Raw genomic sequence first — 21,373 nt, forward strand, 5'->3', positions numbered from 1 at the left:
CCCCAATACAAGGGAACAGGAGGAAATAAATCCATGTCGGCTTTTCAAGGTTTGCTGAAAAAGGACTTTGATATTTCAAAATTTTGGTTCCTTCTTTGGGGAATTGTTATCGTTCTTTTATTGATCATATCGCGTGCAATGGAGATCTACTTTCATACACCGCTAACCTTTCTCCCTTTTACTGTCATGATGATGTTCGGGTTCCATATCTTTTTCTTGCCGGCTATGTTGTTATCAATGCTTCATTTGGAAGGAAAGACGCAATTTTGGCTGTATAACCCGCAAAGCAGTAAAGTACTTTTATTATCAAAAATCGTAGTTTGTTTCATTTATCAACTGATTGCCCAAATTTTTTTAACAACAATTGGATTAATGATCTATCAAATTCACAAAGCTCAATTTATGATCGAAACAGCGTCTTTGATGAAAGGAATAACGATAATTAATATTGGTTTACTTTTGGCTGGTTTATATTTTTCTTGCTTGTTCATGTTTTTTTGGGCCATTTACCATTCATTGAAGAAGTTCCCTGCACTTAAAAATTGGCGCTGGCTTGTGATTGTACTCGTGTTTTTGATTTATGATATAATTTTAACATTATTGTCAAAAATTGAATTCCTGCGAGAAATCGTACAAAAATGGTCAATACCGGACACCATGGACTTGCAACTTCATTATGAAAAAGGGGCATGGAAGTTTCTTTTAAATACAACAGATATACCTATCCTTGAACTTGTTTTATATGTAATCGAAGCACTATGTTTATTCCTAATTTCCTGATGGCTGCTCGACAGAAAAGTTGAGGTGTGACTCGATGGCAAAGGACTTCCAAGCATCTAAACCAATCTATGTCCAAATAGCGGATCATTTATCGTACCAAATTGTAAGGGGGGAATTGAAAACGGGTGAAAAACTGCCGTCTGTTCGTGAAATGGCAATTTTGTCGGGGGTAAATCCAAACACCATTCAGAGAACTTATAGTGAGATGGAGAGGATGGGAATTGTGGAAACGAAGCGGGGGCAAGGAACATTCGTCACTGAAAATGAACACGTACTTAAGGAACTAAAAATTCGATTGCAAAATGACATTATTGCTGTTTTCGTACAAAACATGAAAGATCTCGGCTTTTCGCAAGAAGACATGATTAAGGGCCTTCAGCAATACCTCAGGAGGGAAGAAATGTGACGGTTGTGTTAAGAAACGTTTCGAAAAGCTACGGGAGGGATTTTTCCGTGAAAAATGTGTCCCTGACTTTTGAAACGGGGAAAATTTACGGGCTGCTTGGGCCGAATGGCAGTGGTAAATCGACGACGTTAAAAATGATCACAGGGCTTGTTTATCCTAGCAAAGGAACTGTCGAAGTGGGTAAGGAAAAAGTGACAAGAAAGACTTGCAGAAAGTCGCTTATTTAACCGAACTTGATATGTTTTATCCGTCGTTTACGGTAGGGAAAATGATTGACTTTTATGCTTCTCAGTTTGCCGATTTTGATCCAAGAAAAGCTCGGCAGCTTTTACAAGATATGAAACTTGATCGATCGAAAAAAATAAAGCAATTGTCCAAAGGCAATCGCGGCAGATTAAAATTGGTTCTGGCATTATCAAGAAACACGCCAGTCTTGCTATTAGACGAACCCTTTTCCGGTCTTGATCCAATGGTTCGTGAATCAATTGTCAAAAGTTTGTTATCTTATATTAATTTTAATGAGCAAACGGTTATCATTGCCACTCATGAAATTGATGAACTTGAACCGCTTTTAGATGAAGCGATTGTGATTGTTCAAGGGAGTATCATCGGGCAGAAAAACGTTGAACAACTTAGAGAAGAAGAAGGGTCATCTGTATTGGAATGGTTTAAATCGACGATTGCACAAATGAAGGGAGATTAAAATGGGGAATCCAGTTGTTGAGTTAAAAAATGTAACAAAAGTGATCAAAGGAAAAAAGATTATTGATAACTTAAGCTTCACCATTGAGGAGGGGGAAGTGTTTGGCTTTTTAGGTCCGAACGGGGCTGGGAAAACAACTACCATCCGCATGATGGTCGGCTTAATGAAAATTACGTCCGGAGAAATTTTGATTTGCGGCAAGAATGTGGAGAAAGAATTTGAAGAGGCACTTATGAATATTGGCGGGATCGTTGAAAATCCCGAATTGTACAAATTTTTAACTGGTTATCAAAATTTAATGCAATACGCCCGGATGATAAAAGGAGTTACAAAACAAAAAATCGATGAAGTGGTGGAGTTTGTCGGACTGACAGATCGGATTCATGATAAGGTGAAAACCTATTCACTAGGAATGCGTCAGCGTTTAGGCCTTGCTCAATGTCTACTGCATGATCCTAAAGTGATGATTCTCGATGAACCGACCAATGGCCTTGACCCCGCCGGAATTCGGGAGATTCGTGATCATTTAAAAAAATTAACAAAAGAAAAAGGGATGTCGGTCATTGTTTCAAGCCACTTATTGTCGGAAATGGAAATGATGTGTGACCGAATTGCGATTATTCAAAATGGAAAACTGATAGACATTCAGAAAGTCCATGATTATGTGGCAGAAAGCAAACAGAATTATTTTTTCGAAGTGGATATAGAAAACTTACCATTCCTTAATATATCTTATAAAAAAGTGGAAAAGGCTATCGAAATCGAGCTAGAGAAAGATGAAGTGCCCGATATGATTCAATTGCTAATCGAGAAAGGAATTCGTATTTTCGAAGTAAAGCCTGTCACAAAATCACTGGAAGACCGTTTCTTGGAAGTCACAACAAAGGGGGAGAAGTTCCATGCATAATCTTATTGTTAATGAATGGATTAACATCTTTAAACGACCGGGCACTATTGTAATGATTGCGCTTTTGATTCTATGTGTCATTGGTATGGCAATTTTAACGAAACTATATAATCATCACGTTCACTCCGAGAAAATACAATGGCAGCAACAAGTTAGGCAAGAAATTAAACAAGATCAAAAACAATTAAGTGAAACGCCTCAAACAGCTGCCAATGTGAAAAAAGATTTAGAACAGAAAATTGCAGTGAATCAATACCGTTTAGATCATAATATTCCTCCTGTCAAAGAATCAACAGGATGGACATTTATCGAAGACTGCTCTCATCTTATTTCGTTTGCAGGATTATTTACGATTATTATTGCTGCAGGTATTGTCGCCAGTGAATTTGGCTGGGGAACAGTGAAGCTGCTGTTAATTCGTCCTATCAAAAGATATAAGATATTATTATCGAAATATATAACGGTTGTATTGTTTGATCTGTTCACACTGGCGATTATATTTGTGGTTTCCGCTATATTAGGATTTGCTTTATTTGGTACAGGGGATGGCAATAATGTGCATCTTTCCTACACAAATGGAAAGGTAGTAGAACAAAATATTTTCCTTATCTAATCAAGTCCTATTTGCTATCCTCCATTGATGTTATCATGGTTTCAACCATGGCATTTATGATTTCCGCTGTATTTAGAAACAGCTCTTTGGCAACCGGTTTATCTATTTTTCTTTTATTCATGGGAGGAACGATCACAGCCATTATTGCAACTAAGTATAGTTTGGCGAAGTATATATTATTTGCCAATACAGACTTAACTCAATATATGGATGGTGCTCCGCTAGTAGAAGGGATGACAGCAGGCTTTTCCATCATCATGTTGTTAATTTACTTCGGGGTCTTTCAGCTGTTGGCGTTTTTGGTTTTTACAAGAAGAGATATAGCGGCATAATATGAAGGAGCATACTTTTGGGATGCTCCTTATTTCCAATTATTGAATTCTTATTTTCTTGGTAAGTTTTTCATGATATAATGAATGGGCATCCAAATCATTCCTGTATTGGAAGGGATGATTAGGGGTGTTCTTTTGATTTAGCGATAATATCTCCTATTAAACTAATAAGTTATACCCAAAAAGGAAGTATCCGCATGACTAACCCTCAGAAGAGATTATCCAAAGATTCAATTAAGGTTTGGCTTATACACGAGTCAATTGGAATAATGATCGGGCTTGTTATACTTGATGTTTTATGGTTCCTTGATAATTATTTTTCCTGGGCAGCATGGGCCGGTTGGATTTTGAAAGGATTGACCTCTATCGCAGTGCTAGCGGCAATCTGGTCATGGATGAAGCCGTTTTCCTTTATAGAAGCTGGCGATATGATGTCGATGAAGAGTTTTTACAATTGAAATCAGGTGTATTTATAGAAAAACATAAATTAGTTCCCATGACAAAGATCCAATCTGTTGGTACGAAGCATGGGCCAATTCTAAGAAAATACGGGCTATGCTCGGTTTCGATTCAAACAATGGGCTCTCATCATACGATTACGGCTTTACCAAAAGAAACAGCCGCCCAATTAAGAAACCAGATTGCTCATTACGCAAAAATTAAGGAAGTCGAATCATGACAAAGGCAAGACGATACCATCCACTCATCATGTTGTTTGATACAGGAAAGTTAATAAAGGATGTTTTTTTCCATTCTTAGCGTTGTTTATCATCAAAGCACAATCAGATTCAATTTATATTACATATGGAAGGCTTCTATTTTTCATCGTTTTTGGAATTCTTCTAATTCGTATTTTATTAAAATGGCTGATCATCATTATCTGACCGATATACCGGATGAGTTTGCTGAGTCATTTTTCAAATGGTATGTAGGACGGATGAATGAGATTGAAATAGAATAAATTGGCTATTCTCTATTAGCAACTTCTAGTAGAATTGTTGTCGATCAAGAAAAATGCTCAGGGAGTTGATCTCTGAGCATTTTTCAGTATACCAACCTAAGACCTGCTGTTCCATTTCCTCTACAAAAGTTTTCTTGGCTCCTCAACTTTCTGCAAGATTCCCTAGGAAATACTATTAAACAAACGTTTATTTTAAAATGTTTCCAATCCTTATAAAATAAGAATTTTTGATAGAACGCAGTGCAATAATTGTCGAAGTTCAATAAGCATGATAGTAGGGTTCCTGCTCTATTTTATCAGATTAAAATTTAGAAAAAATGTCTATGCTGTTAGTAAAAAAGGATAGTGGGAGAGGGAAATCGAATGAATCAAGGATTAGAAGAGTTATATAAAATTATTGGTGTTAAAAAGGCGGATATTGAGGAATGTATATATGAGCTTCAAAATTGCTATCATCCAGTTGTTGTTAGATTGGCGCTGACTGATTATATAGAGAAACTGCAAAAGGAACTAGAAAGCTATAACGAGGAGCTAATTGCTGTTTTGAATGATTTGGAAGTAACTCCTTAAGAACCCCAATATGAGGGCAAGGGTGCCTTTGTAAAAGTGAATGATTAGATACTTACAAAACCGGGCTATTCTCCCGGTTTTTCTATGTAAAAAGAAATTCGTTTGGACTTTGGCATTTTTATAGACAAAGCATGAGATTGACACCTGTAACCTAAACAAAAAAGCATGCTTCATGAGAAAAAACGTATCCTTCTATTTAGTGAAACCGATTCATAACGACTGCAAACATGGAAACCTTGTGGCTTCAATCGATGAAAGCAGTTTAAAACATTCGAAGAAGAGGAAACCCGGTAGCTTCTTGTCCCATTTAAGGGATTGGAAACGAAAGGCGAGTATTGGAACGCGAATCGAAAACAAGACCGGGTCTTCAGAACCAATCAAGGGTATTGGTGCGCGAAGTGGTAAAACAGAATAAAGCTTCATGTTCCAATCAAGAGTATTGGCGCGTGAATCGGAGAACCAGCCCCAGCGTTCAAGAACCAATCGGGGGTATAGGAACGCGAATCGAAAACAAGACTGGGTCTTTAAGTACCAATCAAGGGTATTGGAACTGGAAGCTGGGAAAAAGCAGGCTTCGAGTCTCAATCAGGGATAAATGAAACGAGCGAAGGAGCTTTTACTGCATTGATAAGACAAATGCCATGGCAATAAGGAAACCAAACCCGTTCAACTTACTCAATTAATAGAGAAAGCATTTATTTATACCTCCTGCTAGAGAAAAGGAAGTGCATAAATCCATATTTTCTATTCTGCCCTAAACTTGTCTCCATTACTAAAAACTTCCTCTTGTGTAACTTTTTATCTGTAACCTTTTTATAGTAATTTCGCCAGGTTTAAGAGAATAGATAGAAAAGGTTCCATGACTCTATTTCTGATAAAAAGCCAAGAGGAACTGCCTACAGAGGAAGAGTATTCCTTGATTGCTGTTGCCAAGGCCCGGAGTATAAGGGTGATGTTGCTACATGAAGGCGAATTTGCAGCAGCCTTTTCAGAGGTGATGGTACGGTGATGAAAAGAGACTTTCCTTCCCTGCTTCTATATGCCTTTGGGTTTATGCTGACGTGGGAGTGGCTGAGACCGATGGAGACTTTAACAAATACACGTCATATTGGCGTGTTTCTTGGCTTTTTAGCTCTCGCTCTTTTCTTGTTTTATTTACAAATGAAGTGGACTTGGCAGACAATCATGAAAGTTGGCTATATCTTCGTTTCAATTAATCATTTTCACTACCATGAGGGTTTGTTTCACCTTAACTGGCTGGCGGCATTCTTGACAAATGCGATTTACAATACCGGTTTGTTAGTGGATCGCGACTGGATTCATGTATCTAATGAATTCCGGACTTTTTTGTTATTTCTTCTTCTATGGTTGATGGTGTATTTGCTGCAGTATTGGCTATTAAGGCGGCAAAGTATTTTTTTGTTTTTCTTTTTAACACTTATTTATGTGACGGTGCTGGGTACATTTGCCCCGTATAGCGCGAAGGCGGCGATTGTCCGGACGGTGGTTGCCGGGTTTACTATGACGGGAATGCTCGCATTTTACCGGATGATTCAGAAAGAAAAGCTCCCAATCCGAGCTTCCTTCATGAGAAAATGGATGGTGCCGCTGGGGGCGATGCTTGCTGTAAGCGTACTTACCGCGCTTTTTGCCCCGAAAGCTGCAGCCGTTTGGCCTGACCCTGTTCCGTATTTAAAGGCCGCCGCTCAGCCGAAAAACGGGAATGATCAAGGGAACCTTGGACCGAAAAGGATTGGATACGAAATGAATGATGACCGCTTAGGCGGACCGTTTATCGGTAATAACAACCCGGTGTTTATGTATGAAGCAGCTGACAAAACGTATTGGAAAGTGGAAACAAAAGACGTTTATACTGGGAAAGGCTGGATTCCTTCCGGTGCAACATTTACGTCATTTCGGGAAGGAGACCTTGTTCAGGTTTATCCGATTCCGGATACAGTGGATACGGATAAAAGAGTTGCTCGGGTATTTTTCACGAAAAATTTTTATACCCTTTCTTTTTTGATGTATCCTGCAGGCGTACAAAGGATTGACCAAGTAGAACCACAGGGACCAAAACCATTCGAGTTTCAAATGGATAATGTAAAGGAAAAAATCTCGTCAAACAGCGGAAATGTTTTTGGGTATCTAGTGAACTATAAGATGCCAAAATATAAGGCAGTTGATTTACGAAAAACAACCGAAATTCCTTCCTCCTTGAACGAGAAGTTTTTGAGAAATATACACAGCTCCCCCAAGGGCTGCCGCCCAGAATTAAGGAATTAACTGAAAAAATCACCGCTGGACAGACGAATTGGTATGATAAAGCAAAAGCGGTCGAGATCTATTTGAGTGGCCCCGATTACACGTATGACCAGAAAAACGTTGCCGTCCCGGGTAAAAATGATGATTATGTCGATCAGTTTTTATTTAAAACGAAGCGAGGCTATTGTGATAATTTTTCTACTTCTATGGCGGTGATGCTGAGGTCGATCGGGATCCCGACCCGATGGGTAAAGGGATATATAGGCGGCGATTTTCATCAATATAGCAATGGCAATATAGCGCAGTCTATATATCAAGTAAAAGCAATGACTAGGCTGACCAATTACTATGAGCAATTTTTGTATCAGCAGAAACACCCTGCTGGATGCTAGGAAGAGGTGCGAGAATTGTGGGAAAATTTAATTAAAAAGACAATCGCTTGACCGGAAAAACAACCTATTGTTACAATATGATGTAATTTAATAGGAGTCTTCATATATCCTCGAAAATAGGGTTCGAGAGTCTCTACCGGGCCGCCGTAACACGGCCTGACTATGAAGGCAGAATGGTGATAGTGATTTTTACTAGAAAACTAGAATTCTGCCTTCCTAATATTTGTGGGAAGCATATTCTAGTTTTTTGTTTATGTTGATAAAAGCGGTTTTTGGGAAAGCTAAAATAAAAAAATTGAGGTGGCTGTTTTGGCAGAAAAGCAAGAAACGATTGTGGTATTAGACTTTGGCAGTCAATATAATCAACTAATTACAAGGCGGATCCGTGAATTTGGTGTCTATAGCGAGCTGCATCCGCATACGATTACCGCGGATGAAATCCGCCAATTGAATCCAAAGGGAATCATTTTCTCTGGCGGTCCAAACAGTGTTTATGATGAGAATTCGTTCCGTTGTGATGAAGCGATTTTTGATATGGGGCTGCCGATTTTGGGAATTTGTTATGGTATGCAACTGATGACTGTCCATTTTGGTGGTAAAGTGGAAAAGGCAAAACACCGTGAATATGGCAAAGCGACAATGACGGTTGAGAAGTCTTCCGCTATTTTTGAAGGTCTTCCTGAAGAACAGGTGGTCTGGATGAGCCATGGCGATCTTGTTGTAGAGACGCCTGAAGGTTTTTCGGTTAATGCGACAAGTCCGTCCTGTCCCATTGCTTCGATGAGTGATGAAGCGCGAAAATTGTATGCTGTTCAGTTCCATCCGGAAGTGCGCCATTCTGTTTATGGAAATGAGCTTTTAAAGAACTTTGTCTTTAATGTTTGCCAAGCGAGCGGTAACTGGTCAATGGAGAATTTCATTGAAATGGAGATTGCGAAAATTCGTGAGACCGTTGGTGATAAAAAAGTTCTTTGTGCTTTAAGCGGCGGGGTCGACTCATCCGTTGTGGCAGTCCTGATTCATAAGGCAATCGGCGATCAGCTGACATGTATTTTTGTTGACCACGGACTATTAAGGAAAAATGAAGCAGAAAGTGTCATGAAAACTTTTGCTGAAGGTTTCCATATGAATGTCATTAAGGTAGATGCAAAAGAGCGATTCCTATCAAAGCTTGAAGGTGTTTCTGATCCAGAGAAAAAGCGGAAAATTATCGGCAATGAGTTTATTTATGTTTTCGATGATGAAGCGGCCAAATTGGAAGGCATTGAGTTTTTGGCTCAAGGGACGCTTTATACTGACATTATTGAAAGTGGTACAGCAACAGCGCAAACGATAAAATCACACCACAATGTTGGCGGGCTGCCGGAAGACATGCAGTTTACATTGATTGAGCCGTTGAATACGTTGTTTAAGGATGAAGTTCGAGCACTAGGCACGCAGCTTGGAATTCCTGATGATATCGTCTGGCGTCAGCCATTCCCTGGTCCAGGCCTCGGTATTCGCGTACTTGGAGCAGTTACGGAAGATAAGTTGGAAATTGTCCGTGAATCCGATTGGATTCTCAGAGAAGAAATCAAGAAAGCGGGACTTGATCACGAGATTTGGCAATACTTTACCGTGCTTCCGGATATCCGCAGTGTCGGTGTCATGGGAGATGCGAGAACCTATGATTATACGATCGGCATCCGCGCCGTTACTTCGATTGATGGGATGACTTCTGACTGGGCCCGGATTCCGTGGGATGTACTTGAAGTGATCTCCACGCGGATTGTGAATGAGGTGCCCCATGTAAACCGCGTGGTCTATGATATTACAAGCAAGCCGCCTGCAACAATCGAATGGGAATAAGGAAGTTTTTGTGATCCTACGGTCAACTAGAGATTCTAGTTGGCCGTTTTGAATTTTTAAGAATAAAGTCTTTTTGCAAATACATACATCATTTGCAGAAAAAACGAACAATAATATTTTTATAAATAACATTGTTCGTTTTTTTGTTGACGCATTTATGACCTGCTGTTAGAATAAAGAGGAAATGAATAATATGTCGAATTACGTCGTATAATATTGGGGATATGGCCCAAGAGTTTCTACCAAGTCACCGTAAATGGCTTGACTACGAGGTAAGTGTCATAAGAGGTGAATTTTCCCTCGTGCACATACCTAGTCAGGCGCCCTGGTAGACAACCAGAGCGTTTTTTATTTATTTAAAAAACAAATGGGGGAAAAGAGATGGAGAAATATTTTGAGTTTGAGAAATTTGGTACGAATTATCGACGCGAATTTCTTGGTGGTTTGACCACGTTCTTGGCAATGGCCTACATACTAGTGGTAAACCCGACAACGCTAACCCTTTCCAGTGTAAAAGGATTACCTGAATCTTTGCGAATGGATTATGGATCTGTTTTTGTGGCGACAGCATTAGCGGCTGCCATAGGCTCCATTGTCATGGGATTGTTAGGTAAATATCCTTTAGCGCTTGCACCGGGTCTCGGATTAAATGCCTTCTTTGCTTACACAGTCGTATTGGGGAATAAAATTCCTTGGCAACATGCCCTCGGCGCAGTATTTATTTCTGGTGTCTTCTTCTTCCTGTTAACTTTAACAGGCTTACGCGAAAAAATCATTAATGCCATTCCTGTGCAATTAAAGCACGCGGTTGGTGCAGGCATTGGTTTATTCATTACGTTTATTGGTTTAAAGGATGCAGGAATTATTGTCCAAAATCCTGCTACATTTGTCGGTTTAGGAGATTTATCAAAAGGACCTGTACTCCTTGCTATATTCGGCCTTGTGATTACAATTATCATGATGACAAGAGGAATTAAAGGTGCCGTGTTCTATGGAATGATTATATCGGTCATCGTCGGGATGATTTTTCACTTAATCGCAGTGCCTCATAAGATTGTCTCGGGTGTTCCTAGTTTAAAACCGACTTTCGGTGCTGTATTCTCATCATTTGGCGACAGTTCCTTCTGGTCAACAAGTATGATTGGCATTATTCTTACATTCTTATTCGTTGATTTCTTTGATAATGCTGGAACTCTTGTAGCAGTAGCGAATCAAGCAGGAATCATGAAAGATAACAAACTGCCGAATGCAGGAAGAGCGTTACTTTCGGATTCGATTGCAACAATTGTCGGTTCCATTCTTGGAACGTCAACTACTACTTCTTTCATTGAATCAACCGCAGGGGTAGCCGCAGGTGCGAGAACAGGATTTGCTTCGATAGTAACAGCAGTACTCTTCATTTTGTCGTTATTTTTCTTTCCTTTACTGTCGGTTGTTACTCCGTCTATTACTGCACCTGCATTAATTATTGTCGGGGTGTTGATGGTATCTTCATTAAGTCATATTGAATGGTCCCGTTTTGAAATTGCTGTCCCTGCTTTCCTAACGATGATTTCAATGCCATTAACATTCAGTATTTCGATTGGTATTGCAATCGGCTTTATCTTTTACCCGATTACAATGATCGTTGCCGGACGGAGGAAAGATATTCACCCGATTATGTATCTGTTCTTTGTAATTTTTCTATTGTATTTTATTTTCTTATAATCTTATCAAGAGCTGCGGTTTCCGCAGCCCTTTTTTATGAAAATTCTAATTATGTCGTTTTATGTCGTTGACTTCATGTTTTTTGTTCGATAACATAATGGTACTAGGGATATGGTACTAGGGATAAGCAGGGCGAAATGAGGCTAAAAACGATATGGCAAATCTTTTGATTGATAAAGTTTTAAATAATAATGTACTGATTGCTAAGCATCCATCTTATCAAGAAGTGGTTTTAATAGGTAAGGGCATCGGCTTCAATCGTAAGCGCGGAGATTATATCGATACTGATAAGGTGGAAAAATTGTTTGTGTTAAAAAATGAGAGGGAGCAGCGGAACTATATTCAATTAATGCCCTTTATCAATAGTGAATATCATGAAGCGATTATTTCTGCAATTGAACTCATCAAGAAGCGGACGAATGCGGAATTGAACGAACATATTCATGTCGGGCTGACAGACCATTTAATGTTTGCTTTAACACGTGTATCTCAAGGGATGGATTTAAAAAATCCACTTTTGATGGAGACGAAAGCGCTATATCGTTTCGAATATGAAATCGCTGCTGAAGTGGTTAAACTTATAAAAGAAAAGACAGGGATTTTGCTGCCGGAAGGAGAGATTGGCTTTATCGCCCTTCACATTCATAGCGCGATCAGTAATAAAACAACATCCGAAGTCAATAAGCATTCCCAGCTTGTCAGACAATTGGTACAAATAGTAGAAGAACAGTTTGAAATTGAAATTGATAAAGATAGTATGGACTATAAACGGCTGGTCCGGCATCTTCGCTATACAATTGAACGTGTGATGCGCGGTGAAATAGTGGCAGAACCAGAAAAAATTTCTTCCCTCTTGAAAGAAGAATATCCAGTATGCTATAATCTAGCTTGGAAGCTCATTAAAGTGATGCAGCAAACATTGAAAAGGAAAGTTTTCGATGCAGAAGCTGTGTATCTAACATTACATTTACAGCGGCTGCAAAATAAATTTAAATAGGTATTATTTTTTACGTGTTACTGATTCGATCAGGCATGAGTGAAAAGTATTGATTGAAATGGAGAATAATGGGTATCCTATACCCATATTTTCAATCAATTTACTTTTTGCTCATGCTTTTTTGTTGTTTTTTAAATGAAACTGTAACCGCTTTAGATGAGCTTAAAAATAAATAGCAATCGGGGGGTAAAAAGATGGTAGGGATTATCATTGCTAGTCACGGTGATTTTGCCAATGGTATCTTGCAATCTGGAGAGATGATCTTTGGAGAACAAGAAAATGTAAAAGCTGTTACATTGATGCCGAGTGAAGGACCTGATGATATAAAGGCAAAAATGAAAGAAGCAATCGCCTCTTTCGACAATCAAGACGAAGTACTATTCTTAGTCGATCTTTGGGGTGGAACTCCTTTCAACCAAGCCAACAGCTTGCTTGAAGAACACAAAGACAAATGGGCAATCGTTGCTGGCCTGAACTTACCGATGGTGATCGAAGCTTTTGCATCGCGCTTCTCAATGAACACTGCACATGAAATCGCCGCGCATATTATAGGTACAGCTAAAGAAGGGGTGAAAGTAAAACCTGAGGAGTTAGAACCAGCAGCACCATCTGTCAAAGCTGCTGCCGGGCCATCAAATGTAGGTGCACCTGGTACATTTGAATATGTGTTAGCACGTATCGACTCACGACTTCTTCACGGACAAGTAGCGACTGCTTGGACCAAAACGACTCGACCTACACGTATCATTGTTGTATCTGATGCAGTAGCCAAGGATGAACTTCGCAAGAAATTGATCCAACAGGCTGCTCCTCCAGGTGTAAAGGCACACGTTGTTCCAATCAAAAAAATGATCGAACTTGCAAAAGATGATCAACACTTTGGCGGCCAGCGGGCTTTACTACTTTTCGAAAACCCTCAAGATGTGCTTAGAGCGGTTGAGGGCGGCGTTCCATTGAAGACAATCAACGTTGGTTCAATGGCACACTCACCTGGTAAAGTTCAACCGAATAAGGTGTTGGCCTTTAATCAAGAGGATATTGATACTTTCGAAAAATTAAAAGAACTTGGTTTGAACTTCGATGTACGTAAAGTTCCGAGTGATTCAAAAGGCGATATGGACGAAATTCTCAAGAAGGCTCAAGAGGAGTTAAACAAACAAAAATAATCCTGATGAGCAGGAGAAAGGGAGGATTAATCATGGATTTAAATTTGATTCAAATAATATTAGTCGTTATCGTAGCATTTCTAGCTGGTATGGAAGGAATTTTGGATGAATTCCAATTCCATCAACCAATCATTGCTTGTACGTTAATCGGCCTAGTTACAGGAAACTTAGTACCATGTCTGATCTTAGGCGGTACTCTTCAAATGATCGCTTTAGGCTGGGCAAACATCGGAGCTGCCGTAGCACCGGATGCCGCGTTAGCATCGGTTGCATCTGCTATTATTTTAGTTTTAAGTGGAGCGGGCAAAGCTGGTGTATCTTCGGCAATCGCGATTGCTGTTCCGCTTGCAGTTGCTGGCCTTTTATTAACCATCATCGTACGTACGATTGCAACAGGATTGGTCCATTTAATGGATGCTGCAGCTAAAGAAGGAAATATCAGAATGGTTGAGTTTTGGCACATTGTCGCGATCTGTCTGCAAGGGTTACGTATTGCAATTCCAGCTGCATTAATTTTAGCAATTGGTGCAGGTCCGGTTAGAAGCTTGCTTGAAGCTATGCCAACTTGGCTGACAGCCGGTTTGGCAATAGGTGGGGGAATGGTCGTAGCTGTTGGTTATGCAATGGTTATTAACATGATGGCTACAAAAGAAGTATGGCCATTCTTCGCGATTGGTTTCGTATTAGCGACTGTTTCACAAATCACCCTTATCGGTCTTGGTGCGATCGGTGTGGCTCTTGCACTTATCTATCTAGCGCTTTCCAAACAAGGCGGTTCAGGTAATGGCGGAAACGCAAACACTGGCGATCCATTAGGCGATATTATTGATAATTACTAAGAAGGGGGAGGACATAGTAATGGCACAAGAATTAAAATTATCCAAGAAAGATCGTATTTCTGTTTGGTGGCGTTCATTTTTCCTTCAAGGTTCATGGAACTATGAACGTATGCAAAACGGTGGTTGGGCATTTTCCATGATTCCCGCTATCAAAAAATTATATAAGACAAAAGAAGATCGTGCTGCTGCACTAAAACGTCACTTAGAGTTCTTTAATACTCACCCATATGTAGCTTCACCTGTTATTGGTGTCACTTTAGCGCTTGAAGAAGAACGTGCAAATGGTGCTCCGGTTGACGACACAGCCATTCAAGGTGTTAAAGTCGGGATGATGGGGCCTTTAGCAGGTATTGGGGATCCAGTGTTCTGGTTCACGGTAAGACCGATTCTTGGTGCGTTAGCGGCTTCTCTTGCTTTGACCGGTAATATCCTTGGGCCAATTCTTTTCTTCATTTTATGGAATATCATTCGCATGGGATTCATGTGGTATACGCAAGAATTTGGTTACAAAGCTGGTTCTAAAATTACAGATGACTTATCTGGCGGATTACTTCGAGATATTACGAAAGGGGCATCCATCCTGGGGATGTTTATCCTTGGTGCATTAGTTAACCGTTGGGTTTCTGTAAAATTCACGCCAGTTGTATCTTCGGTTAAACTTTCCAAAGGTGCTTATATTGAGTGGGATAAATTACCGCCTGGAGCACAAGGAATTAAAACTGCGTTGGAACAGCAAGCGGCTGGTCTTTCACTAGAACCGGTCAAAGTTACTACTTTACAAAACAACCTGGACAGCTTGATTCCTGGTTTAGCCGGATTGGGGATCACACTTCTTTGCATGTGGTTGCTGAAAAAGAAAGTTTCTCCAATCGTAATGATTCTTGGATTGTTTGTGGTTGGTATCGTGTTCCATTTATTAAACTTAATGTAATGAAATAGAGCAGCACCTCCTGGTACGAAAACCAATTCATGTAAGGAGGTGCTTTCTTTTCATATATTCAATCAACAATTTTTTGTTGTTCCTGTTATATTACATACCTTTTTGCGTTAAGAGATCAAAAGCCGTATAATCAAAATGCTGAAAAGAAAGAAGTGGAGTATATCCAAATGGTCCAATCCATCAATACAAAAGTCGATTTAGTTATGGATGCAACCTCACATATGGGAATTCCGGATTATGGTAAAATTATGATCGGAGACAAAGGATTTGAATTCTTCAATAATCGTGATGTCCGTAAGTTTATTCAAATTCCTTGGGAAGAAGTTGATTACGTGATCGCTTCCGTCATGTTCAAAGGGAAATGGATCCCGCGTTATTCGATTCAAACGAAGCGAAATGGGCTGTATTCATTTTCTTCTAAAGATCCGAAAAAAGTTTTACGAGCAATTCGTGAATACGTTGATCCGAATCGTATGGTCCAATCATTAAGTTTCTTTGATGTTATCAAACGCGGCTTAAAGAGTAAATTTAAAAAGTGAAAATTATTACTTTATAAGACAAGTTGGAACTTGTCTTTTTTTGTAGGTACAAAGATTGTGTTCACTTTATGTATTATTACCTGTTAAAGTTAATTTGCTGTATTGAGACTGTAGGAGGTTTTACCATGTTTAAAAACATTTTCGCTGTGCTGCAGAAAATCGGTAAAGCATTGATGCTTCCGGTTGCACTCCTCCCGGCAGCCGGTCTCTTGCTGGGAATAGGGAATGCTATACAGCAGACAACAATCCTTCATTATTTGCCATTTTTACATAACCATTGGATTCAAATGGCATCCAATATATTAGAAAATTCGGGGAATATTATCTTTGCCAACTTGGCTTTGATTTTCGCTGCTGGTGTTGCCCTTGGCTTGGCGGGAGATGGCGCTGCTGCACTTGCTGCGATAGTCGGTTATCTTGTTATGAATCAGGTAATGGGTTCTTGGCTAGGGATCACACCTAAAATGGTCGCTCATAATCCAGGCTATGCCGATGTTTTAGGAATTCAGACATTACAAACAGGCGTATTCGGAGGGGTTATCATTGGTTTGATTGCTGCTTATTGTTTCAAACGCTTCCATGATATTGAATTGCCCACATTCCTTGGTTTTTTTGCAGGGAAACGTTTTGTTCCAATTGTGACGGCTGGAAGTTCCTTAATTGCAGGTCTGTTGCTATTAGTTATTTGGCCGCCGATCCAACATGGAATGAACGTTGCATCAAATTGGATGTTGGGAAGTGGAACATATCTAGCGGTCTTTGCTTTTGGATTTATTAAAAGATTACTTATTCCATTTGGTTTGCATCATATTTGGCATGCACCGTTTTGGTATGAGTTTGGTTCATACAAAACACATTCGGGACAAATTGTTCATGGCGATATGACAATTTTTTTTGCGCAATTAAAAGATAACGTGAAACTTACGTCTGGGTACTTTATGCAGGGGGAATTCCCGGTTATGATGTTTGGCTTGCCCGCAGCGGCGCTTGCGATGTATCATACAGCAAAGCCGGAAAAGAAAAAGCTTGTAGCGGGATTGTTGGGTTCTGCGGCATTAACTTCCTTTTTAACAGGGATTACAGAACCCATTGAATTTGCATTCCTGTTTGTATCACCACTGTTATTTTTCATCCATGCCGTACTGGATGGTCTATCATTTGTCATATTGGCCTTTTTGAAGGTTCATTTGGGCTATACCTTCTCTGGAGGGGCGATTGACTTTATTTTATTTGGAATTCTTCCAGATAAAACCAAGTGGTGGTATGTAATTCTGTTAGGTTTAGTCTTTGCTGTTATTTATTATGTTGTTTTCCGCTTCTTAATTACGAAACTTAACTTAAAGACTCCTGGACGGGAAGAAGATGAGGAAGTTGAAGAGACGCAAGCAGCAGGAAAAGCCGGGGATCTTCCTTATGAAATTCTAGAAGCAATGGGCGGACAGCATAATATTGCCCATCTTGATGCATGTATTACCCGCCTTCGTGTTTCTGTCAATGATATTAAAAAAGTTGACAAAGACACATTGAAAAAACTTGGTGCGGTAGGTGTACTTGAGGTAGGAAACAATATTCAGGCCATCTTTGGACCACTTTCAGAAATCATTAAGGGCCGAATGCAGGATATTATAAGTAATGAAAAAACACAAATGATTGTAAAGACCTCCGAAAAAGGGGTGGAACCACAAATAGAAGAAGTGAACCCTGAAGGATTGCAAAATGAACCAAATGGCGATGACACGTTCGCTGCTCCAATCAGAGGTGAAATAAAATCGATTTCCGAAGTCCCAGACCCAATATTCTCAGAAAGAATGATGGGTGACGGCTTTGCTATTGTTCCATCAGAAGGAATAGTGGTTTCACCGGTTAACGGAAAAATTGCGAACCTGTTCCCGACAAAGCACGCCATTGGAATTCTCTCAGACAGCGGAAGGGAAATCTTAATTCATGTTGGTCTTGATACTGTAAATCTAAAGGGCGTTGGGTTTGAAACGTTAGTAGAGGAAAATGCCCAGGTAGAAAAAGGGCAGTCATTATTAAAATTTGATATTAATTACATTAAAGAGCATGCAAAATCAACGATCACACCTATTGTGTTTACCAATTTAACAGAAGGTGAAAAAGTAGTGCTCGAAAAAGAAGGATTTGTTGATATGAAACAAGAAGGAATTATGAAGATTACAAAATAAATGAGTGTGTTGAAAGTAAAGATAGAAATTTTGACTTCGAAAATTGTTCAGCTCCACAAGAAATGCTTCGATAGCAACAGCATTGCACTTGCGCTTTTCTTATTAGGGGTTTAACTAAATGATATCAGGCTATACTTTTGTTATTAGAATATCTCCAATATAATGATGCTTATACAACTGTTAATGAAAGGTGGCTTTTTCTTGCGACAATTTATCAAGCTGTTTGTGGTTTTTGCTTGTCTGATGTTGGTCATTACGGGTACTACAATTGCATTGGCCAGTACGGGTCATTCGGAATTACAGGGAAGTTTAGCGCATAAGCTTAATGTGTTTATGGACGAGAAAGCCAGGAGTGAACATTTTAACGGAGTTGTATTAGTAGCTAAAGATGGAAAGCCAGTTTTTGAAAAGGGATACGGCTTCGCTGATAAAGAAGCGGGAATCCCTAATCAGACCGACACAGAATTTCGGATTGCTTCCTTAACTAAATCATTTACAGCAGTGTCAATCCTTCAGCTTGAACAGCAAGGAAAATTAAAAACAACAGACCCGATTTCAAAGTATATTCCCGATTTCCCCGATGGCGACAAAATCACGATTCATTATTTATTGACACACAGTTCCGGTGTCAAGGATCACGCTGAGTTAACGGATACAACAAAACCGATTACTTTACCAGATTTAATTGATTTAATGAAGAAACAAACATTATTATTTGACCCAGGGACTGAGTACAAGTACTCCAATACAGGATATATGATCCTCGCCTATATTGTAGAAAAAGTTTCTGGACAACATTACGGAGAGTATTATAAGGAACATATTTTTAAACCTGCGGGAATGGAACATACGTATTTAAGACAAGCCCAAGTGAAAAATTTTGCGGTCGGATATGAAAATATGAAGAAAGTTGTGGACCGTGATGATGAAAGTCAGCTTGCTGGTGCAGGTGACTTAATATCAACAGTTGGAGATATGCTTTGTTATATCAATGCGCTTAACGATCATAAACTTTTATCTGAAACAGAAACGAAAAAAATGGAGACAGGCTATATCGACAGCAGTGAATGGGGTGTATTTAAATATGGATATGGCTGGAATGTTGCCAATAACATCATCAGTTTTGAAAGACCGATGATTGAGCATAATGGAAGTCTTCCTGGGTATAAATCCGATGTAGTGGATTTTCCGGACGATCGTGTTACAGTCATACTACTGTCCAATAATCACGGCTCATGGACGACAGGGCCAATAGCTCGTGAGTTAGCCTCCATTTGCCTAGATAAACGTTATTGGTTTATGGAAAAAGATTTTTAACGAGAATATACAAAAGGACCGCCTGACAGGCTATTCATGATTGACCTGTCGGGCAGTCTCCTGATTCTGCTCGCTTTTTCGAACGATATATCCCCACTTATTCGCAGCAACGATCATTAAGTGGTGGTCGTTCATCATTTCATCAGACAAACTTCCTTTTTTTAGTAGAAGAAAGGCCCCGTCTTTTTGTAAAAAATCATTAAAATCCCCATCTTCAATTTTAAAGTCTCCGTATAGCTCTGCTGTTAATACGATATTTTGCGCTCGTTTAATTTTACTTGAGGGTTGAAACAAATATAGACTGCCGCCTTTTAGGTTCGTCTTCTTTTGTAAAGATTGAATTAAGCTTAAATGCGGTTTCGATTTAGGATGAAATAAATAGGTTTGAATTTCTCTCTCATAATGAACAGATACCATCAAAGCAGATGCGAATATGACGACTTTGGCCCATAGTTTCCCCTGCAGTAGCAATTTGTTTGCCAGAATACCAATCACAATAGCCAATGGTGGATAAATAGGGAGAATATACCACCTGATTTTTGTTTTGGCAAATGTAAACAGTAGTAGGGGGACAATGATCCATAAACTAATGCCGATTAATAAAGACTTTTTTTCTGTTTTCAAATCATTCACGGGTAATTTTTGTAAAATAATGGCTGCTAGTAAACCGGCTAAAAGGGTAAGCCAATACTGAAAATATTTCCAAAAAACATCAAAATAATAAAATTTATCGCCGATATGGCCTTCTATGGCAGTAGATGAACGTTTGAGCAGGTCGTAAAAGATCATTTCTTTAAAGAAGGTCATTCCATCATATTGATAGCGGAAGACTCCCCAAGTGAGGATAGGAAGAATCATACATGTAGATAAAGTGATCCAGTTTGCTAATGTTAGTTTCTTATATGATTTAGTGAACAGGAGATACAAGCCAATGATAACGGTGATATTTCCTGCATGCCAGCTTTTCGTTAAAAAAGCCAGTGAAAACGCAACTCCCGAAACATAAAGCCATATCTTCCTTTGCTCACTTAATAAAAGAGAAATGATGGATGCTGTAAAGAAAAACACAAAAAGAGAATCGGCATCGCCAGTTCGGGCGCTGTGATTAATTAACAGCTGGGTGCATGTTGTTAAAGAAGCGGTTGTAAAAAGAGCAGCTATTTTACCAAACTGTTTCCAGGCAAACAGAGCAGTCATCGCAATAGTTAAAATTGCTGCTATTGCAGAAAAAAGTCTTAACCCAAGCGCATTATATCCTGCAAGCTTATATCCGGCCATATTGACCCAAAAACTAAGAGGGGGTTTTAAATTCCAATAATCAATTTTGCCACGGTATGTACTTACTATAAAATTTCCTTTCTTTAACATTTCGTATGCGCTTACGCCATGCCGCGCTTCATCCCAGCTGTAAATCGGAAAATCCCCCAGCCGGTAAAAAACATTAAAACATGCGAGAGTGAGGAGAATAATCATTCCGACAGAGTAGATATTGAAAAACTTTCGGGCGAATTGAACCATGATAACCTCCTTTTTTCGCTAAAACTAATATTCGCTTTAGCAAAGTGTAATCATGAATTTGACCATTTCTAATTATCTGATTCCCTGAAAATCTTGAAATCATTCCGTTTTTAGATATGTATTATGTGGAAATTGTCGATTCTAAATAGATATTGACATCTGTTATTTGTGGTGATATTATATTTAAGCAGTCGTTACTGAAAGTTCAACAAGAATGAAAATGAAAAAACGTGTTGACAATCTGAATTCAATTTGATATATTAATAAAGTCGCTCGTGAAATGAGTGTTACTTCTAAAGATAGTTCTTTGAAAACTAAACAAACAAAAACGTCAACAATAATCATTCATTTCATTTGAAATGAAGCCAACGATAAATTTCGAGCTAT

At 39.2% G+C, this 21,373-nt stretch carries 17 protein-coding genes, 3 pseudogenes and 2 riboswitches; of the genes and pseudogenes, 19 read left to right on the plus strand and 1 reads right to left on the minus strand.

The features are described from left to right. The 19 genes and pseudogenes from BFU02S_RS08620 to BFU02S_RS08710 all read left to right on the plus strand — a co-directional run. Window positions 1–780 (plus strand): hypothetical protein (locus BFU02S_RS08620; RefSeq protein WP_066369210.1); only part of this gene is annotated, 780 nt, incomplete at its 5' end. Between the two features lie 34 nt (window positions 781–814). Beyond that, on the plus strand, window positions 815–1,186 hold the full coding sequence (locus tag BFU02S_RS08625) for a GntR family transcriptional regulator (protein WP_066369214.1): 372 nt from the start codon (window positions 815–817) through the stop codon (window positions 1,184–1,186). Then, a pseudogene (locus BFU02S_RS08630) lies at window positions 1,183–1,889 on the plus strand (ABC transporter ATP-binding protein). The gene BFU02S_RS08625 and the pseudogene BFU02S_RS08630 overlap by 4 nt, the downstream one beginning before the upstream one ends. 1 nt (window position 1,890) lies before the next feature. After that, window positions 1,891–2,796: an ABC transporter ATP-binding protein gene (locus BFU02S_RS08635; RefSeq protein WP_066369217.1), complete on the plus strand. Its 906-nt coding sequence runs from the start codon at window positions 1,891–1,893 to the stop codon at window positions 2,794–2,796. Then, window positions 2,789–3,741: pseudogene (locus BFU02S_RS08640) on the plus strand (DUF2705 family protein). Before BFU02S_RS08635 ends, BFU02S_RS08640 begins: the two are co-directional and overlap by 8 nt. Window positions 3,742–3,938: 197 nt before the next feature. Continuing rightward, window positions 3,939–4,420: pseudogene (locus BFU02S_RS08645) on the plus strand (PH domain-containing protein). 645 nt (window positions 4,421–5,065) lie between these two features. After that, complete coding sequence (locus BFU02S_RS08655; protein WP_066369222.1) at window positions 5,066–5,272, plus strand: hypothetical protein; 207 nt, start codon at window positions 5,066–5,068, stop codon at window positions 5,270–5,272. A gap of 859 nt (window positions 5,273–6,131) precedes the next feature. Then, entirely contained in the window at window positions 6,132–6,281 is a 150-nt protein-coding gene (locus BFU02S_RS16990) for a hypothetical protein (protein ID WP_169797582.1), read from the plus strand. Then, window positions 6,281–7,558, plus strand: coding sequence for a transglutaminaseTgpA domain-containing protein (locus tag BFU02S_RS08660; RefSeq protein WP_066369224.1), 1,278 nt, complete (start codon window positions 6,281–6,283; stop codon window positions 7,556–7,558). Before BFU02S_RS16990 ends, BFU02S_RS08660 begins: the two co-directional genes overlap by 1 nt. An 8-nt stretch (window positions 7,559–7,566) precedes the next feature. Beyond that, window positions 7,567–7,929: a transglutaminase-like domain-containing protein gene (locus tag BFU02S_RS08665; RefSeq protein WP_235842017.1), complete on the plus strand. Its 363-nt coding sequence runs from the start codon at window positions 7,567–7,569 to the stop codon at window positions 7,927–7,929. A gap of 80 nt (window positions 7,930–8,009) precedes the next feature. Then, window positions 8,010–8,112, plus strand: a riboswitch (purine riboswitch). A gap of 126 nt (window positions 8,113–8,238) precedes the next feature. After that, a complete protein-coding gene (gene guaA, locus BFU02S_RS08670) occupies window positions 8,239–9,777 on the plus strand; it encodes a glutamine-hydrolyzing GMP synthase (RefSeq protein WP_066369231.1) in 1,539 nt (512 codons plus the stop codon). Between the two features lie 186 nt (window positions 9,778–9,963). Beyond that, window positions 9,964–10,065, plus strand: a riboswitch (purine riboswitch). A gap of 93 nt (window positions 10,066–10,158) precedes the next feature. Beyond that, window positions 10,159–11,484, plus strand: a complete 1,326-nt coding sequence (locus BFU02S_RS08675; protein ID WP_066369233.1) for an NCS2 family permease — start codon at window positions 10,159–10,161, stop codon at window positions 11,482–11,484. Between the two features lie 154 nt (window positions 11,485–11,638). Further along, on the plus strand, window positions 11,639–12,481 hold the full coding sequence (glcT, locus tag BFU02S_RS08680; protein WP_066369235.1) for a glucose PTS transporter transcription antiterminator GlcT: 843 nt from the start codon (window positions 11,639–11,641) through the stop codon (window positions 12,479–12,481). A 194-nt stretch (window positions 12,482–12,675) separates the two neighbouring features. Next, on the plus strand, window positions 12,676–13,647 hold the full coding sequence (locus BFU02S_RS08685) for a mannose/fructose/sorbose PTS transporter subunit IIA (RefSeq protein ID WP_066369237.1): 972 nt from the start codon (window positions 12,676–12,678) through the stop codon (window positions 13,645–13,647). A gap of 32 nt (window positions 13,648–13,679) precedes the next feature. Beyond that, complete coding sequence (locus BFU02S_RS08690; RefSeq protein WP_066369239.1) at window positions 13,680–14,486, plus strand: PTS mannose/fructose/sorbose transporter subunit IIC; 807 nt, start codon at window positions 13,680–13,682, stop codon at window positions 14,484–14,486. Window positions 14,487–14,505: 19 nt separating this feature from the next. After that, on the plus strand, window positions 14,506–15,417 hold the full coding sequence (locus BFU02S_RS08695) for a PTS system mannose/fructose/sorbose family transporter subunit IID (protein WP_066369241.1): 912 nt from the start codon (window positions 14,506–14,508) through the stop codon (window positions 15,415–15,417). 176 nt (window positions 15,418–15,593) lie between these two features. Beyond that, window positions 15,594–15,965 carry a DUF956 family protein gene (locus tag BFU02S_RS08700; protein WP_066369244.1) on the plus strand — a complete coding sequence of 124 codons (372 nt, stop codon included), beginning with the start codon at window positions 15,594–15,596 and terminating at the stop codon, window positions 15,963–15,965. A gap of 125 nt (window positions 15,966–16,090) precedes the next feature. Next, window positions 16,091–18,151, plus strand: a complete 2,061-nt coding sequence (gene ptsG / locus BFU02S_RS08705; protein ID WP_066369246.1) for a glucose-specific PTS transporter subunit IIBC — start codon at window positions 16,091–16,093, stop codon at window positions 18,149–18,151. A gap of 201 nt (window positions 18,152–18,352) precedes the next feature. Next, on the plus strand, window positions 18,353–19,468 hold the full coding sequence (locus BFU02S_RS08710) for a serine hydrolase domain-containing protein (RefSeq protein WP_066369250.1): 1,116 nt from the start codon (window positions 18,353–18,355) through the stop codon (window positions 19,466–19,468). A gap of 30 nt (window positions 19,469–19,498) precedes the next feature. Here BFU02S_RS08710 and BFU02S_RS08715 read toward each other — a convergent pair whose 3' ends face one another. Continuing rightward, complete coding sequence (locus BFU02S_RS08715; RefSeq protein ID WP_066369256.1) at window positions 19,499–20,986, minus strand: ArnT family glycosyltransferase; 1,488 nt, start codon at window positions 20,984–20,986, stop codon at window positions 19,499–19,501. Window positions 20,987–21,373: the final 387 nt, after the last annotated feature.

Origin of the sequence: Neobacillus fumarioli NBRC 102428 (genome assembly GCF_001591485.1) — a bacterium.
Taxonomy (GTDB): Bacteria; Bacillota; Bacilli; order Bacillales; family Cytobacillaceae; genus Neobacillus; species Neobacillus fumarioli.

Coding starts and splice junctions, on each gene's coding strand:
- BFU02S_RS08625 (WP_066369214.1), top strand. CDS start 815: ATGGCAAAGGACTTCCAAGCATCTAAACCAATCTATGTCCAAATAGCG.
- BFU02S_RS08635 (WP_066369217.1), top strand. CDS start 1,891: ATGGGGAATCCAGTTGTTGAGTTAAAAAATGTAACAAAAGTGATCAAA.
- BFU02S_RS08655 (WP_066369222.1), top strand. CDS start 5,066: ATGAATCAAGGATTAGAAGAGTTATATAAAATTATTGGTGTTAAAAAG.
- BFU02S_RS16990 (WP_169797582.1), top strand. CDS start 6,132: ATGACTCTATTTCTGATAAAAAGCCAAGAGGAACTGCCTACAGAGGAA.
- BFU02S_RS08660 (WP_066369224.1), top strand. CDS start 6,281: ATGAAAAGAGACTTTCCTTCCCTGCTTCTATATGCCTTTGGGTTTATG.
- BFU02S_RS08675 (WP_066369233.1), top strand. CDS start 10,159: ATGGAGAAATATTTTGAGTTTGAGAAATTTGGTACGAATTATCGACGC.
- glcT (WP_066369235.1), top strand. CDS start 11,639: ATGGCAAATCTTTTGATTGATAAAGTTTTAAATAATAATGTACTGATT.
- BFU02S_RS08685 (WP_066369237.1), top strand. CDS start 12,676: ATGGTAGGGATTATCATTGCTAGTCACGGTGATTTTGCCAATGGTATC.
- BFU02S_RS08690 (WP_066369239.1), top strand. CDS start 13,680: ATGGATTTAAATTTGATTCAAATAATATTAGTCGTTATCGTAGCATTT.
- BFU02S_RS08695 (WP_066369241.1), top strand. CDS start 14,506: ATGGCACAAGAATTAAAATTATCCAAGAAAGATCGTATTTCTGTTTGG.
- BFU02S_RS08700 (WP_066369244.1), top strand. CDS start 15,594: ATGGTCCAATCCATCAATACAAAAGTCGATTTAGTTATGGATGCAACC.
- ptsG (WP_066369246.1), top strand. CDS start 16,091: ATGTTTAAAAACATTTTCGCTGTGCTGCAGAAAATCGGTAAAGCATTG.
- BFU02S_RS08715 (WP_066369256.1), bottom strand. CDS start 20,986: ATGGTTCAATTCGCCCGAAAGTTTTTCAATATCTACTCTGTCGGAATG.